Source organism: Photobacterium obscurum, assembly GCF_026191635.1.
In the GTDB taxonomy this organism is placed as follows: Bacteria; Pseudomonadota; Gammaproteobacteria; order Enterobacterales; family Vibrionaceae; genus Photobacterium; species Photobacterium obscurum.
Genome location: NZ_JAKRRW010000033.1, coordinates 1 through 15,104, shown reverse-complemented (window position 1 = coordinate 15,104; position 15,104 = coordinate 1). Strand labels below are relative to the sequence as shown.

Annotated in this window: 11 protein-coding genes and 2 tRNA genes; 4 read left to right on the top strand and 9 right to left on the bottom strand. The window is 46.3% G+C overall.

Annotated features, from left to right (window positions below; genetic code table 11):
- Positions 1-97 precede the first annotated feature (97 nt).
- Together MD588_RS24335 and MD588_RS24330 are read left to right on the top strand one after the other, a co-directional pair.
- The gene (locus MD588_RS24335) at positions 98-1,357 is read left to right on the top strand and encodes an outer membrane protein transport protein (RefSeq protein WP_265700476.1); all 1,260 of its coding nucleotides are present in this window, start codon (positions 98-100) and stop codon (positions 1,355-1,357) included.
- Positions 1,358-1,556: 199 nt separating this feature from the next.
- Positions 1,557-2,204 (top strand): trimeric intracellular cation channel family protein, encoded by a 648-nt coding sequence (locus MD588_RS24330; protein ID WP_265700475.1) that lies wholly within the window; start codon positions 1,557-1,559, stop codon positions 2,202-2,204.
- A gap of 83 nt (positions 2,205-2,287) precedes the next feature.
- Here the strand turns inward: MD588_RS24330 and aroC are convergent, their stop codons facing one another.
- The 9 genes from aroC to MD588_RS24285 all read right to left on the bottom strand — a co-directional run bounded on the left by aroC (position 2,288) and on the right by MD588_RS24285 (position 14,578).
- Positions 2,288-3,373 (bottom strand): chorismate synthase, encoded by a 1,086-nt coding sequence (aroC, locus tag MD588_RS24325; protein WP_265700474.1) that lies wholly within the window; start codon positions 3,371-3,373, stop codon positions 2,288-2,290.
- Positions 3,374-3,682: 309 nt separating this feature from the next.
- Complete coding sequence (gene rluF / locus MD588_RS24320; RefSeq protein ID WP_265700473.1) at positions 3,683-4,768, bottom strand: 23S rRNA pseudouridine(2604) synthase RluF; 1,086 nt, start codon at positions 4,766-4,768, stop codon at positions 3,683-3,685.
- Between the two features lie 244 nt (positions 4,769-5,012).
- On the bottom strand, positions 5,013-6,341 hold the full coding sequence (locus MD588_RS24315; protein WP_265700472.1) for a transglycosylase SLT domain-containing protein: 1,329 nt from the start codon (positions 6,339-6,341) through the stop codon (positions 5,013-5,015).
- A gap of 58 nt (positions 6,342-6,399) precedes the next feature.
- Complete coding sequence (locus MD588_RS24310) at positions 6,400-7,005, bottom strand: LPP20 family lipoprotein (protein WP_265700470.1); 606 nt, start codon at positions 7,003-7,005, stop codon at positions 6,400-6,402.
- Positions 7,002-8,069, bottom strand: a complete 1,068-nt coding sequence (locus tag MD588_RS24305) for a hypothetical protein (protein WP_265700468.1) — start codon at positions 8,067-8,069, stop codon at positions 7,002-7,004. The genes MD588_RS24310 and MD588_RS24305 overlap by 4 nt, the downstream gene beginning before the upstream one ends.
- Before the next feature lie 32 nt (positions 8,070-8,101).
- Complete coding sequence (locus MD588_RS24300) at positions 8,102-9,079, bottom strand: LPP20 family lipoprotein (RefSeq protein WP_265700466.1); 978 nt, start codon at positions 9,077-9,079, stop codon at positions 8,102-8,104.
- A 16-nt stretch (positions 9,080-9,095) separates the two neighbouring features.
- Positions 9,096-9,848, bottom strand: a complete 753-nt coding sequence (locus MD588_RS24295; protein ID WP_265700464.1) for an ETEC_3214 domain-containing protein — start codon at positions 9,846-9,848, stop codon at positions 9,096-9,098.
- A gap of 513 nt (positions 9,849-10,361) precedes the next feature.
- Positions 10,362-13,493, bottom strand: coding sequence for a multidrug efflux RND transporter permease subunit (locus tag MD588_RS24290; protein WP_265700463.1), 3,132 nt, complete (start codon positions 13,491-13,493; stop codon positions 10,362-10,364).
- Positions 13,493-14,578, bottom strand: coding sequence for an efflux RND transporter periplasmic adaptor subunit (locus MD588_RS24285; protein WP_265700461.1), 1,086 nt, complete (start codon positions 14,576-14,578; stop codon positions 13,493-13,495). The genes MD588_RS24290 and MD588_RS24285 overlap by 1 nt, the downstream gene beginning before the upstream one ends.
- A gap of 234 nt (positions 14,579-14,812) precedes the next feature.
- Between MD588_RS24285 and MD588_RS24280 the strand changes: the two genes are divergently transcribed.
- Both MD588_RS24280 and MD588_RS24275 read left to right on the top strand, forming a co-directional pair.
- Positions 14,813-14,897: transfer RNA gene (locus MD588_RS24280), tRNA-Tyr, on the top strand.
- 90 nt (positions 14,898-14,987) lie between these two features.
- Positions 14,988-15,072 (top strand) — tRNA-Tyr (locus MD588_RS24275).
- Positions 15,073-15,104: the final 32 nt, after the last annotated feature.

Below are 15,104 nucleotides of genomic sequence, written 5' to 3'. Positions count from 1 at the left end.
ATAAAACCAAACTGGCCTTGATGAATAAGATTTACTTAAAGCTTTTACTCTAAAGCGTATGATTCGCGGCATTGAATTTCAGCGAACAATCAGACTGATGAATAAAAACAAAATTACACTTTCTTTGGCAGCAGCGTTAACTCTAGGCATGAGTGCCAATGTAATGGCAGCTGGTTTCCAGCTAGCAGAATACTCAGCAACAGGCCTAGGCCGCGCTTTTGCCGGTGAAGCGGCAATGGCTGACAATGCCAGCACCCAGTTCCGCAACCCAGCGATGATGACCTACCTGGAAGGTACGCAGATCTCTGTAGGTGCAATCTACGTCGATCCAAATATTGATGTGGAAGGAAAAGTGAATGGCGTTGCACCAACTAAAGCAAGTGACATTGCAAATTCTGCAGTTATCCCTAACCTTTACCTTTCACACCAAGTAAATGACCAGTGGGTTGTCGGCCTTGCTTTTGGAACTAACTATGGCATGGAAACTGAGCTAGGTGGAGATTACCTTGCAACTGGTTTCGGTAATCAAGCAATGGTTAAGTCGATTGAAATCAACCCGAACATTGCTTACAAGATTAATGAGCAGTTCAGTGTTGGTGGTGGTGTTCGCTACGTTATGGGTGAAGGTCATTTCGGTGCCGCTTTACCTAAAGCGGCTGGCGGTGCAGACCTTAAATACATGGAAGGTGATGATACTGCTTGGGGCTGGCAGCTTGGTGCAGCATGGCAGATCAATGATAACAATCGCATTGGTGTAAACTACCGCTCAGCCGTTGATCTAACACTTGAAGGCAAGGCATCAGGTCTTGTCTATGATAAGACGGTTGCTATGCAAGGTAAAAAACCTAGCAAAGATTATGCTGGTAGCATGGATTTAACACTTCCTGCTACAGCTGAAATCGCAAGTTTCCACCAGCTAACCAATAAAGTTGCAGTTCATGCAAGCTTTAACTGGACCGACTGGAGTAGCTTCGACAAACTTGAAGCCAATATTCCATCAATTTCTTCCAAGCCAGATCTAATCAAAGAAGAAAACTGGGAAGACAATTACCGTTTAGCCGTAGGTACAACTTACCAATATACAAATGACTTAGTACTTCGTACTGGTGTTGCGTACGATACATCAGCTGTTAGCGACGAACACCGTACTCAAACAATCCCTGAAACGGATCGTCTATGGCTAAGCCTAGGTGCTGGTTATAACTGGTCTCAAAACCTGAGTTTTGATGCTGGCTTCACTTACATTTTCGCCAAAGATGCCTCTATGCATGAAAAAGATGAGCAATTAGGCTCTTTCGAAGGCGAAACAACCGGCAACATTTGGCTGGTCGGTGTACAGGCTAACTACAAATTTTAACGGCAGACCGAATCTACACCCTAGATTCTAAGTAAGTCGATAAAGAGAGTGTATGAATATGCACTCTCTTTTTTATTGCTCGCCATCCACACATGAAATCAATTCATGCATAGAGTTAAACAATTCATTCGACGTCCGGGCAACCCCTGACTAAAATCACACTTTCTCTTGCATTCAATTACATACATCAATTTTTCTCATGCTATTAACAACACTTTATATTATCGGCATTACAGCCGAAGCGATGACAGGCGCACTGGCTGCAGGCAAGCGTCATATGGACTGGTTCGGGGTGATGCTGGTAGCCAGCGCAACGGCCATTGGCGGTGGTACGGTCCGTGATATCCTGCTTGGGCACTACCCTCTTGGCTGGGTAGCAAACCCACAATATCTGGTTATTACCTGCATGGCGGGGCTGTTTACCACCATTGTTGCCCCACTGGTTGTTCGCTTTCATAAAGTGTTTGTATTACTGGACTCTCTGGGCCTAATTGTATTCAGCATCATTGGTTGCCGAGTTGCAATGGATATGAATCTCTCGCCACTGATCTGTATCGTCGCCGCCGTGGTTACCGGGGTTTTTGGCGGCTTGCTACGTGACTTGATCACCCGCCGCCCGCCAATGGTTCTACATAAAGAGCTGTATGCATCTGTTGCCTTTATGGCCGGTGGTATGTACTACGGAATGCTATACCTCGCGATGCCTGAAACGATCACGACTATTGCGACGCTGGTGGTTGGCTTTACAGTGCGAGTAGCTGCGGTACAGTTCAGCTGGAGCCTGCCGATATTCAAGTTCGAGGAAGTTGCCAAGGTAGAACAGGAAGAGCTCGAACCGAGGTCCTAGTTTCGAGTAGCGCGCTTCGATTTAAAAAAGCGAGAGGTGGAAGCCTCTCGCTTTTTGAGTCCTGGGTCCTGGATCCTAAATTATCAAATCTTCGGCGTTTCCGTTACCACATCCGCATTCTGGCCACGATGACGCAGCAGGTGATCCATCAGCGTAATCGCCAGCATCGCTTCGGCGATTGGCACAGCGCGAATACCGACACAAGGATCATGGCGACCTTTGGTGACCACCTCAGTACTTTCGCCCTGACGGGTGATCGTTTCGCCGGGTACGGTAATACTCGAGGTCGGCTTCAGGGCAATGTGCGCAACCACGTCCTGGCCGGAAGAAATACCACCCAGAATGCCACCGGCATGGTTAGTTTTAAAGCCTTCAGGCGTCATCGCGTCACGGTGTTCGCTACCACGCTGCTCGACAACCTCAAACCCATCACCAATTTCAACCCCTTTCACGGCGTTAATACTCATCAAAGAGTGGGCAATATCGGCGTCTAGACGGTCAAATACCGGCTCTCCCAAGCCAACTGGCACATTACTGGCTACCACTGTCAGCTTGGCACCAATTGAATCGCCTTCTTTTTTCAATTTACGGATCAATTCGTCAAACGCATCGACCTTATCGACATCCGGACAGAAGAAGGCATTCTGCTCAACCTGTTCCCAGTCGACTTTATCAATCGCGACATCACCCATCTGAGAAAGATAGGCACGTACCTCAATACCATGAACTTGCTTGAGGTATTTCTTAGCAACAGCGCCGGCAGCTACACGCATTGCCGTTTCACGGGCCGATGAACGACCACCGCCACGGTAATCACGTACGCCGTATTTCTGATGGTAGGTGTAATCAGCATGCCCCGGACGGAACTTGTCTTTAATATCTGAATAGTCTTTCGAGCGCTGATCGGTATTTTCGATCAACAGACCGATAGAAGTCCCCGTTGTTTGGCCTTCAAATACACCTGACAAGATCTTTACTTCATCAGGTTCACGACGCTGCGTCGTGTATTTAGAAGTACCCGGGCGTCGGCGGTCCAAGTCATGCTGCATGTCAGCTTCGGTCAGTTCTAATCCCGGAGGGCAGCCATCAATAATACACCCCAGAGCAAGACCATGACTTTCACCAAAGGTAGTGACGCGAAAAAGTTGTCCTATTGTATTGCCTGCCATTACTTCCTCTGTGTTTTTCTAATGCTTCTTTATACCAACCCAATTTTTCTAGGCGGTATACCATATCTGTGACTTCGTTGATGAGTACATAGTGCAAATTAGTCGCAGGGAATGCAAGGGGGGAAATTATCTTATTGTCTGGGAATAAATTTAGCTCTTAAAGCAAGTAGTACGAAGAGGGGCTGACATATTGGCTAAAGAAATGAGTGCCGAATTGATTATGAGGAGCATAGCGAGAGAAACCTCCCGCTATGATATCTTTCTTGCCAGAGCGGCTTTTAATCCGTGTTAACGAACTTCATAACAGCATTACGACTCTTTCTTTGATTTCCACTTCTTGATGCCGCTTGAACCTGAGTTCTGGCTGCGAGAGAAATCATTGTCACGGCTCGGTTTGCGGTGGCTTGGCTTGCTACCGCGGTTAGGGCGAGAACCACTGCGTTCACCAGAGCGCGCATCATCACGCTCGCCAGGACGACGCTTACGGTTAAACTCACCTTTGCCTTTATACGTTTTGTACTGCACTTTGCCATTACTGCGTTCTGCTGCGTCTTGCTGACGACTGTCAAACAATTTGGCATCGGTGGCTTTCTTGATGGATTGACCCTTGCCATCAACCTGCGAGGCTTCTTGTGTACCGCTAGAGCCAGAAATCAGGCTGTGGATCTCGTTAATCTCAGCATCCGTCAGATAACGCCACTTGCCGTTTGGCAGGCCATCGATGCTGATGTTCATGATACGAACGCGGCGCAGCTTGAAAACATCATAACCCAGCGCCTCACACATACGACGGATCTGGCGGTTTAGGCCCTGTGTCAGCACGATACGGAATGAATATGTCGTTTCCTTGGTGACTTTACATGGCAACGTCACGGTATCGAGGATCTCGACACCAGAGGCCATTTTGTCGATAAATTCCTGGGTGATCGGCTTATCAACACGTACCACGTATTCTTTCTCATGCGAGTTCCCCGCACGAAGAATCTTGTTGACGATGTCACCGTCGTTGGTCAGGAAGATCAGACCGTCGGATGGCTTATCCAGACGACCGATAGGGAAAATACGCTTACGGTGACCAATAAAATCAACAATATTGTCTTTCACATGGCGCTCGGTGGTACAGGTAATCCCCGTCGGTTTGTTCAGCGCGATGTAAATTGGTTTTTCTTTGGCACGTAGCGGTTTATCGTCCACCAGCACCTCATCATCTGGCTGTACTTTCATACCCATTTCAGGTACTTGGCCATTGATGGTCACACGTCCTTGATCGATAAGCTTGTCCGCCTCACGGCGTGAGCAAAAGCCCGTATCACTAATAAATTTGTTTAAACGTACTGCTTTTGCCTGATTCTGGTCGGCATTGTCAGTTGGATTCTGAGGCTGTTTCTGAGACATGATGTTCTTCTTTAATGAGCGTTTCGCAACGCGATCAAGGTCATTGAGTTTGCTATACCCACTAATTCTACCAATCTCATGGGGTACTAGAAAAGGAATTATCAAAATCAGACCAAATGAATCGACTTCACAACATTAAGGCTTATTACATAATGAGAGCCTTAAAAAAGAAAAACCGCCCAGAACAGGCGGTTGAGTGCAAGAAAAAGAAAAATTGACGAAGATAGCCAATTGATCAAATCTCTTATGACGTGTGCTTCTCATAGAGAGAGATGCGCTTTGTCACCTTTTTCAGATAATTTTTCGTTTCATCATAAGGCAGGTTGGCAATAAGCTGGTCATACACTTCATCCGGCGATAGCTGATTAATGACTTTCGCCGCTTTTCTGATGTTACGAGAACCATCAGCGTTGAACGCCTTAGCCACATTCCCCGCCCCGGTATTGTAGGCAGCAATCGTACAATAAAGTCGGCTTTTCTCATCTGTAATGGTTTTGAGGTAGCTCTTATCTAAGATGTTCAGATAAGCCGTGCCTGTTTCAACATTAACTTCAGCCATATACAGTTCATTCGGACGCATTGGCTCATCAATCTTACGTACTCGAGCATTTACATCCCGTCCAGCCGTGGTCGGTACAATCTGCATCAAGCCGTACGCAGGGATCGGTGACTTGGCGCGGGGGTTAAAGCTGGACTCCGAGTGCATAATCGCCATCACCAGCGCAGCAGGAATATCAAAGCGTTCACTTTCTTTTTCAGCATAATCGACAAATTTTGCTGCTCGCTTGCCCAGTCCATTCGCCGGTAACTGAATTCGGTACTCGACAATTTTTTTCTGAGTTAACTGTGCCACCTGGCTGCGTGCTTCATCATAGGATTGCTCAACACTTTCCAGGCGCTTTGCGGTTTGAGCCAGCAAAGCTTGTTTTTTCTTAACCGCGACTTCTTCAACTAACTCAGCATCAATAACCTCAGATGCAGCAAATAAAGATTCTGATTCTTTGTCAATCTCTTGCAGCTGGGCACGCGTTTGCTCAATGATCACATTTTTAGCGACTTTCTCTTTTTGCTCAGAGAAGCTCACCTGGTTTTCGACCACCTTACCGTCAGGCAATAATGCTCCATGACCTAATGCCTCAGCTAACGATGAGCTTTCGTTGCTCAGCAGTTTATCCGCCATCTGCTGGATTTTCTGCTGTGCTGCTTCAGCCGATAAATTCGGCTCAACCAAAATAGCCACAGTTGCTTCATTACTCGCGTAATCCACAATGGTTCTTACATCTTTAGTGTCGCTGTAGTCGACACTTTTATGGCTAACAGAAACCTCGCCGTCACCCCACTTGGCAATCACTTCGGCACGAAACTGATCGAACTCCTTCAGATATTCAGTACGCCAGCTTTCATACTCACCCAGATAGTCAGCAGCAAATTCACGAAACTCAGCTTCTTTTTGTGCCTGAGGCTGATTAAGCTGTTCAATAGAGGCATCCAGTTCGCTAAAAGGATCATTGGCGTATAGTGATGGTGCACTTAGCAATAATCCACAGCATAAAGCTAAGTTGGAAAGCTTCATTTTATTGTCCTTATCTCTTGAACGAAAAAGGGCTACCGAAGTAGCCCTCATCAACACATTACTGCTGGATCATCGAGTTCAGCGCTTGCTGCAAACTCTCTTCAGCTTTCTTGTTGTTGAACTTCTTCCACAACCCTGACTCTTTGCTACCGGCCGCTTCTACGACCTGGGCAAGGTTACTGTCGAAGGTCGCTTTGTCCATACCAACCAGTGTAAGCAAGCCACCTTTCGGACTACGAGTTGTAGCAATCACACGGCTATTTGCTAGTGAGCGCGATGTCATGTTCTTAGTCACTGACTCGAAATGCTCGTTTACTTTTTCAGATACAGCTTCACCGGTTGAGGTGATCGTCGAGTCCATCGCCTGCTTGAACATGGTGTTCACATTAGTTTCAAACTGCTGTGCAAGGTCTTTACGAGCGTTATTAACAGCAACCGTGCGCATTACACTAAGGCCTGCAGCACTTTTCTTGGCATAACCGATACCACCAATTTCTACACCTTGAGGCATGGTACCACACACCCATTGTGGTGCCTGATGTTCCTGAGCAAGATCATCAGGGAAATAACAAGCCATCTGGTTAATATCGTTACCAACAGAAGACGTACTTTGGCAACCAGTCAGAGCAGTAAGCAAGGCGCTAGCAATTAATAGTTTTTTCATGATTTATCACCACCAAATGATTCATACAGATTCCAACAACCTTCTTGCATGATTTGTGGTAAATCATTACAACCGCTGTCAAAACGGGCTTCAACTAAATCACCGCGCTGGATTAGCTCCACTTTTTCTGGAGCAACACTCATCCAGGAATAAGTGGGCTTAATACCATTACGTACTTCATCTTCCGTCGTTGTACCTTTGGCTACCGGATACATTTCAACCTCAACCTTGCCATCCGGTGTCTCTACTTGCTCAGGTGATGAAATATGCATTTCCGTTTCAGGGCGAATACCCTGATTGGATCCCATGTTTACACGCACCATCGCACCGAACTCTTCACACTGACGCAGCTCTTCGACCACACCGCTTGGTGCCAACTGGTTTTTTAGGTCATCATTTCGATTCACTGCATTTTTAGCAGCTTCTTCGATCAGACGCTTGTATTGTCGCTGTGAAATCGGGCAATCAGAATCTGGACGATCCTGGTCAAAAGAACTACTTTCTTTACCTGCAATCTCAATACGCTTCAACACTTCCATGCTTGGTAGCGCAACGACCTTAACTAGACCTTCTACCTTACCGGTAAATTTACATGATGCAGGATAGTATTTTCTCTCACCTTCATCATTGACCTTAGTCTCTTCATCAGAGAATGAATATGACAACGTCGAAGAAGTCACTTCTGCTAGAACAGCATAATCAGCAATCGCCACACCTGAAGTATTATAGCGCCCGCTCTGCTCCGCCAATTCAATTTCTTGCTTCATTTTGCCCGCCAAAGAGCGGTCAACCAATTTTGCGCCCGATACATCTACCTGGCTTTCTAGGCGACGTTGAAACGCGTTTGCAACAGCCTTAGAGTGGTCAATACCCGAAGCAACATCGACAGGTAGTACAATTGCTTTTTTGCCTTGTGATGTTTTTACTGCTACGTCACCTTGCGGGATATTAATACGTGCATTTGAGCGACAAACACCTTCAGGTGCTGGCTCAACGTCACTCATTAGCTGGCAGCCACTTAGCGTTGATGTAATCATCGCTGCTAATAATAGTTTTTTAGACATAACCTAGTTATCCAATTGTTGTAATTGTGGTATTAAATAAAGCCAAGGAAGTGCCAAATACCTTTGTCACTCATCTGGGCTGAAAAATGGCGAGAAGCGCCTTCTTTAGACATTTTATAATTTGAAACAGAGTTACCGCTGGCAATCACTTCACTGCTTGCCACCGCTTTACCTTGCTTATTTTTCACACTTAGCTTAGCAATCACTGTCGAAATATAAGCGTCACCCACTTTATTTTGTCGCCAGTTGGTAGAAAGCTTAACGCGATGTGTGATCTTTTTATTATTACTATTTGTTGTACTAATATTTTTTTCAGAAAATTGACTTTCAATAAATCCCTTTATCTCTTTATCACGAGCCTTTGCATCAACTTTAATGAGCAGCTGATTTTGTGTTTCCGCTAAGATTCTTTCTAATTCGATAACGTTATCAATCTGTTTATTTACGGGCTCACCATAGCTTACCGCTCGCAACCTATCTTGACATATCTTTAACCTATTCTTAATGTTTTTGATATCTCGATGCTTTAGCCACCACACTAACAAGTCACTATGCTGCCTTTCTAATAATGCGGTATTAGTATCATCATCAATTGCTTTTAACTCGCTAATTAACTGCGCTTTGATTTTGTCTTTGCTAATTTTCGCTTCAACAAAGTAGATATTTCCATGCTGTTCAATACGGTCATATTCAACACCAGCAAAGACCATCGGCGCAGTTTTAAACTTGTCATTAGTGCGAGTCGTTGTTTGATAAGTCTCGTTACCGTTGACATCATTTGTATTTGTTTGATGAGAATCAGCTGATTCCACTTGTATCGCCAGTTGCTTATTCATCTCAACCATCGCCATTTTTTTTGCGGCAGCAAGTGAGCGACCTTTTCCAACGGAATACAGTTCGATATTGGTATTTGATACAGGATTAATAAACCACTCTGGTACTTCTGGTGTAGTCTGGCAACCAGTAAGCATAGACAGGCACAGCAAAGCGCCGAGCAACTTAGCTTTCATCGCTTTATCCCTTGTTTTAATTGTTAAAATACGCGTTATATTCAAAGCGTGTAAGTAGGCCTTCGACCATCACATCAGCATTGATTTCGGAGATAGCAAAGACATTTGGCTTCAACATACGAATGCCAGCCATATCAGCCACGTTCAGGTCTTCACCCTGATTCAATTTATTATTGAGCTCGCTAATTTCGTGCAAAGTTTCACTACCCAGCAAACCATAATTCACGATACCGAATGACAAGGTATAGAACATTGCATTTCGACCGAGGCTATGAGACTCGACGTAATAATCCAAATTACCATTGTCAGTATAATAGTTTTCTAACTCTGTCACTTGTTCTGAAATCGTACTGTTATTTAAGACCAGTTCAGTAAATGGAACTTCTGCATAGAAGTCTTCAGTAAGCCCTGTAACACTATATCCTGATAGCCTTTCATTCTTCACTGCCAGAGTCAGCAGATATTTATTGTTACCGTAATAATAGAAGGTAACATTGGCATCAACTTTCGAACTTTTCGACGCCTGTGCGACACCAATTAACGACTGAATATACTCGTGAGTCTGCCCTACTTTAATTTGAGATATTTGCTCGTACTCGACTTCATTGGTCCAGTTCGTAATTACTGACTCATAAAGCATACCAACAACATCTTTTGTATCATTCCATTGCCCAAGAGACAGCATAATTGCTGCAACAGCAAATGCAGTACTATGCATTTTTACCCAAAAACTGGGTTCAGATGCATTCTGCTCATCATCATTATTCATTTGGAATTTAATTTTCAACAACAGAGAAAAAAGCGTGACCTTGTTCCCAAATCACGCCAAATACTAAAATATGTTATTTTCAATATTCACTTTATTCAACAAGCAAAGCACCTGATTGCTTTCATCTTAAACAACTCCGACCAGTTGCGATCATTTTTTAACCGAGGGTTATTTAATTAATTTGACTGAAGTCTTATTCTCAATATCAATAAACATAATATAAAACTAATAAAACTCCTTTATGTATAGCCAAGCTATTTTTACAGCCTCATAAATATGGACAGCCGAATTAACTTTAGTTAACTATTAAAAACTATGTTTTATTTGTTACAGGTATAACCAATGTCATTGTCACTTCTATAAAAAACCAAAGAATTCGATTGAATATTCACATTTCATTCAGCCATTCAAACCGTCAAACTATTGACTCGACTTCTTTTGACATAAAAAAACCGCCCTCATTGGGGCGGTTTCTATATTCAGCGAATAGAACCGAACTATTCAAATCTCAGTTTACTTCGCATCCGGCAGTTCACCATGGCTTGTGCGGCCAATATAATCATGCTGCAGGGCTTTTTCCAATTGTTCAGCCACATGACCCGGCGATGCCGTTTTGGCCGACATCAATCGATACATAGCCGGGATCACCAATAAGGTAACAAAGGTAGCAAACGCCATTCCGAAGAAAACTACCGTACCGACTGCCATTCTACTCTCGGCACCCGCACCCGTTGATAAAATTAATGGCACGGAGCCGAACAAGGTGGTAAATGCCGTCATCAGAATAGGACGCAAACGGCGCTCAGAGGCATCAATAATGGCTTGCTCAAAAGCCACGCCTTTATCACGCAGCTGGTTGGCAAACTCGACAATAAGAATACCGTTTTTGGTCACCATCCCGATCAACATGATCATCCCTATCTGGCTGAAGATATTCAGGCTCTGGTTAAGGATCAGCAAGCCAGCCAAACCGCCGAATACCCCCATCGGCACTGTTAGCATTACCACCATCGGGTTAATGAAGCTCTCAAACTGTGCTGCCAGCACCAAATAAGCCACCAGAAGCGCCAAGCCGAATACCATGAAAATGCTGCTCTGGTTTTCACGAAAATCTTTTGACTCACCGGCGTAGTCAATCACGATGTCGCTCGGCAGCATTTCCAGCGCCTGTGCATCGAGAAACTCCAGCGCCTCTCCCAAAGTGTAACCCGGCATCAGGCTCGCTTTCAGGGTGATCGATTTTTGCTTCTGGTTGTGGCTAAGCTTCTGGGCAGATGCTATTTCTTCAACCTCAGCCACGGACTCCAGAGTGATCAACTGGCCGGATCGGGCCCTTACATAAATCTGGCTCAGATCTGTGGCGTTGTTGAAACTGTTCTCGTCACCCCGCAGGTAAACATCATACTCCTCACCACGGTCAACGAATGTAGTTTCACTGCGCCCACCGAGCATAATTTCCAAAGTTTCGGCGATATCAGATACCGGAATACCCAACTCGGCAGCACGCTGACGGTTAACCGTTACCACCAACTCAGGCGTTGTTTCCGCATAATCCAGATCGGCACCTTCCATCATCGGACTCGCTTCAGCAATATCCATGAGCTGGCTTGCCCACTTAAACAGCTCGTCATAATCAGCACCATTAAGCACAAACTGTATCGGCTCTGACGATCCGCCTCGGAAACCCGGCATAAATGGCCAAACCCGGATATCAGGGATCCCCTGCAGCGCATTACGTACCATACCGAGTGCATCGGCAGCGCTCACTTCACGATCTTCCCAGTTCTCCAGCTGCATGATCACAAAGCCTGTCTGATCTCCGGCACGACCACCAAATGCTGGCGTTTGGATGGACACAGACTTAATCACCCCTTCACCGACCATCGGCAGCAAGCGGCTTTCCACCTCTTCGATATTGCCGACCATGCGGTTATAGCTGGTGCCTTCAGCCCCTTTAACAAAAGCAAAGATCACCCCGCGATCTTCCTGCGGTGCCAGCTGCGAAGGCACAGACTTCATCAACACTACGCTCAGGCCGATAAAAACCAGTACGATCAGCGGTGCAACAAAGCGGTAGCGAATTGAGAAAGTAACCAGCCGACGGTAACGCGCTTCGAGCCTAGCGAACATCCGATCGACCCAAAGATTGAATTTCCCCGGCTTCACGTTTGCTTTCAGTAATTTACTACCTAATACCGGACTTAAGGTAAGGGCAACCAGGGAGGAGAAAACCACAGAGACGGCCAGCAATACCGAGAACTCGGTAAAGAGCGGGCCGACCATACCATCCATAAAGGAGATTGGCAGGAAGACCATCACCAGTACCACAGTGGTTGCCACAACAGCAAAGCCGACTTCGCGAGTACCCTTGTAGGCAGCCAGCAATGGCGGCTCGCCTTTTTCGATATGGTGATAGATGTTTTCCACCACCACGATGGCATCATCGACGACCAGACCAATCGCTAAGATCAAAGCCATCAGTGTCAGCAGGTTAATTGAGAACCCTAGGAAATAAGCCACCATAAAGGCAGAGATCAACGAGACGGGTACGGTAATGGCGGGGATCAGCGTTGCCCGAGCCTGGCCAATAAAGATGTACAGCACCAATACCACCAGCAAACCGGTTATAAACAAGGTGCTATAAACTTCACTGATTGAGCGGTCGATAAATACAGTAGAGTCATAGTCGACATACAGCGACGTCCCTTCCGGAATAAAGCGCTGCATCCGCTCAACCTCTGCATGTACATCCGCCGCAACGTTCAGCGGATTGGCATCGGTCATAGTTACCATGCCAAGACTTAGGTTAGAGACCCCATTATTTTTAAACGTTGCATTCTCGTTCTGCGCCCCGATAGCAACATCGGCCACATCTTTAAGGTAAATAGGGGCTCCGTCTTCTGCCGTACGCACCACCAGATAAGCAAAATCATCCGGGGTACGGTACAAACGCGCCGTTCGTACCGACATGGTCGTGGTGTCATTACGCACTTCTCCCCCCGGCAGCTCGACATTTTCATCTTTCAGAGCATTAACAATATCGCTTGTCGTCACTCCACGACCGGCCATCTGCTCAGGATGTAATTTCACATACATCACACGGTATAGTGCACCGCTTAGCTGAACCGAGCTCACCCCATTGATAAGGCTAAAGCGATCCATCAACACCCGTTCGGCATAGTCCGTAAGCTGGGTACGGTCCATCGTGCTCGACGTCAGGTTGACATATACTGCCGGTTCACCGGAACCGTTATCTTTGGAGACCACAGGATCATCGGCCTCGTCAGGCAAACGGCGCTGGGCACGGGCAACCGCATCTCGGATATCACTGACTCCCTCGGTCAGGTTCCACCCCATTTCAAATTCCACCGTGATCCGTGACATGCCGTTCCGAGTTACGGAACTGATGCTATCGATCCCGCTGATCCCGGACAGCTCGTCTTCCAGCATCGTCGTGATCCGGCTTTCCATGATGGTGGCTGACGCCCCCTCATAGGTTGTCATTACCGTGACGACCGGGTTTTCGACATCCGGCATTTCCCTTACCGACAATTTAGAAAAAGAGACAATACCAAAGACACACAACAGCAAGCTCAATACAATCGCAACAACAGGGCGTTTAACAGAGACATCAGATAACCACATTAGGCACTATCTCCCGATGTCGACTGTTTTTGTGCCGTCAGATCGTTAACACTCACGCCATCACGCATATTCACCAGCCCCTGAACCACAATGCGATCACCAATATTAATGCCTGACTGTATGACAACTTCATTTTCAACACGGGCGCCCAAAGTAACCTCGGTTCGACGGGCGATACTCTGCTCATCGACCAAATAGACAAAACGCTTGGTACCTGAATACTCCAGAGCCTGAACCGGGATAATAGCCGCATCTTGAGGAACAAAACCTATGGTTGCCGCCATCAGCATGCCCGGCTTTAATCGGTTATCTTCATTTTGAAAGTTCACCCGTACCTTAATATTCAGCGAATCAGCCTGTACCCGTGAATCAATGGCCTGAATTTCGCCTCTGAACTCACGTCCCGGCCACGCCTGGCTTGTCGCCATCACGGACATGCCTTCAGAAAGAAAAGAAAGGTACTGCTCGGGAACCTGAATATCCAGGCGCATCGACGATAAGTCATCCAGCGAAAACAATTCACTGCCCACCGTCAGCATATGGCCCGGGCTAATGTCGATCAGACCAACGGTGCCGGCGAACGGCGCATGAATCGCGTGATCATCCAGCTCCGCCCTGGCCGCTTTTAATCTGGCATCAGCAATACTCACACTGGCTAGCTGGGCATCAAGCTCGGTCTGAGTAACCGCTCCACGCTTAACCAGGCTTTTAAATTCGGTGTATTTACGCTTTTCATCATTTAGATAAGCCAAAGCCTCATCATAAGCAGCACGAGCCTTGGCATCATCAAGCTGAACCAGTAGCTCGCCTTTGGCAACCTGGCTATTCACCCCAACAACTATATTGTCTACCTTGGCCGCAACCTGAGTGGCGACATTCACCGAACGCTGTGCTTCGAGTTTACCGATAAGGGATAACGACTGAGCAACAGGGTGTGATGACACTTCCCCCGTGGTGACAGGAATAAGCCGACCGGCACCAGGAGGCGCTTTTTTTTCAGCTGCATGAGACTCGCCCTGAAAATACAAGAATCCACCACCAGAAAGAGCAGCCGTTACCAGTGCTGCTACAAGGACTTTTTTCATGATAAAAACCGCTTAAAGAAAACTGGTTGAATAATATCTGAACCAGGCCTTAAACGGCGTAAAGAAATGTAAAGTTAGGCAATATTCCGTTTATAACTCAGAAATATGGCTTCGTTCACTGCTGGAATGTCCTGACAATCAACAATGTGATGAAAATAGCAGCATGCAAACAAAAATTCGTAGGAAAAAGGTTTACAGCAACTCATTGTTTGCTATTATCCGCTCCGCACTTGTGGAGGGGTTCCCGAGTGGCCAAAGGGATCAGACTGTAAATCTGACGGCTCTGCCTTCGATGGTTCGAATCCATCTCCCTCCACCATTATTTTGAAAGCTGTTCCTTATTTGTTGTAAGGTACATCTTTCCGGCCTAAACAAGCTTTGATGGCTTGTTGCCAAAGCAACACCCCGTGGAGGGGTTCCCGAGTGGCCAAAGGGATCAGACTGTAAATCTGACGGCTCCGCCTTCGATGGTTCGAATCCATCTCCCTCCACCATTATTTTGAAAATTGTTTAACTCATTAGAGTT

What these genes read in the sequence shown, in the direction of transcription:
- MD588_RS24335 (WP_265700476.1), top strand. Translation starts at nt 98, where the DNA reads ATGAATAAAAACAAAATTACACTTTCTTTGGCAGCAGCGTTAACTCTA.
- MD588_RS24330 (WP_265700475.1), top strand. Translation starts at nt 1,557, where the DNA reads ATGCTATTAACAACACTTTATATTATCGGCATTACAGCCGAAGCGATG.
- aroC (WP_265700474.1), bottom strand. Translation starts at nt 3,373, where the DNA reads ATGGCAGGCAATACAATAGGACAACTTTTTCGCGTCACTACCTTTGGT.
- rluF (WP_265700473.1), bottom strand. Translation starts at nt 4,768, where the DNA reads ATGTCTCAGAAACAGCCTCAGAATCCAACTGACAATGCCGACCAGAAT.
- MD588_RS24315 (WP_265700472.1), bottom strand. Translation starts at nt 6,341, where the DNA reads ATGAAGCTTTCCAACTTAGCTTTATGCTGTGGATTATTGCTAAGTGCA.
- MD588_RS24310 (WP_265700470.1), bottom strand. Translation starts at nt 7,005, where the DNA reads ATGAAAAAACTATTAATTGCTAGCGCCTTGCTTACTGCTCTGACTGGT.
- MD588_RS24305 (WP_265700468.1), bottom strand. Translation starts at nt 8,069, where the DNA reads ATGTCTAAAAAACTATTATTAGCAGCGATGATTACATCAACGCTAAGT.
- MD588_RS24300 (WP_265700466.1), bottom strand. Translation starts at nt 9,079, where the DNA reads ATGAAAGCTAAGTTGCTCGGCGCTTTGCTGTGCCTGTCTATGCTTACT.
- MD588_RS24295 (WP_265700464.1), bottom strand. Translation starts at nt 9,848, where the DNA reads ATGAATAATGATGATGAGCAGAATGCATCTGAACCCAGTTTTTGGGTA.
- MD588_RS24290 (WP_265700463.1), bottom strand. Translation starts at nt 13,493, where the DNA reads ATGTGGTTATCTGATGTCTCTGTTAAACGCCCTGTTGTTGCGATTGTA.
- MD588_RS24285 (WP_265700461.1), bottom strand. Translation starts at nt 14,578, where the DNA reads ATGAAAAAAGTCCTTGTAGCAGCACTGGTAACGGCTGCTCTTTCTGGT.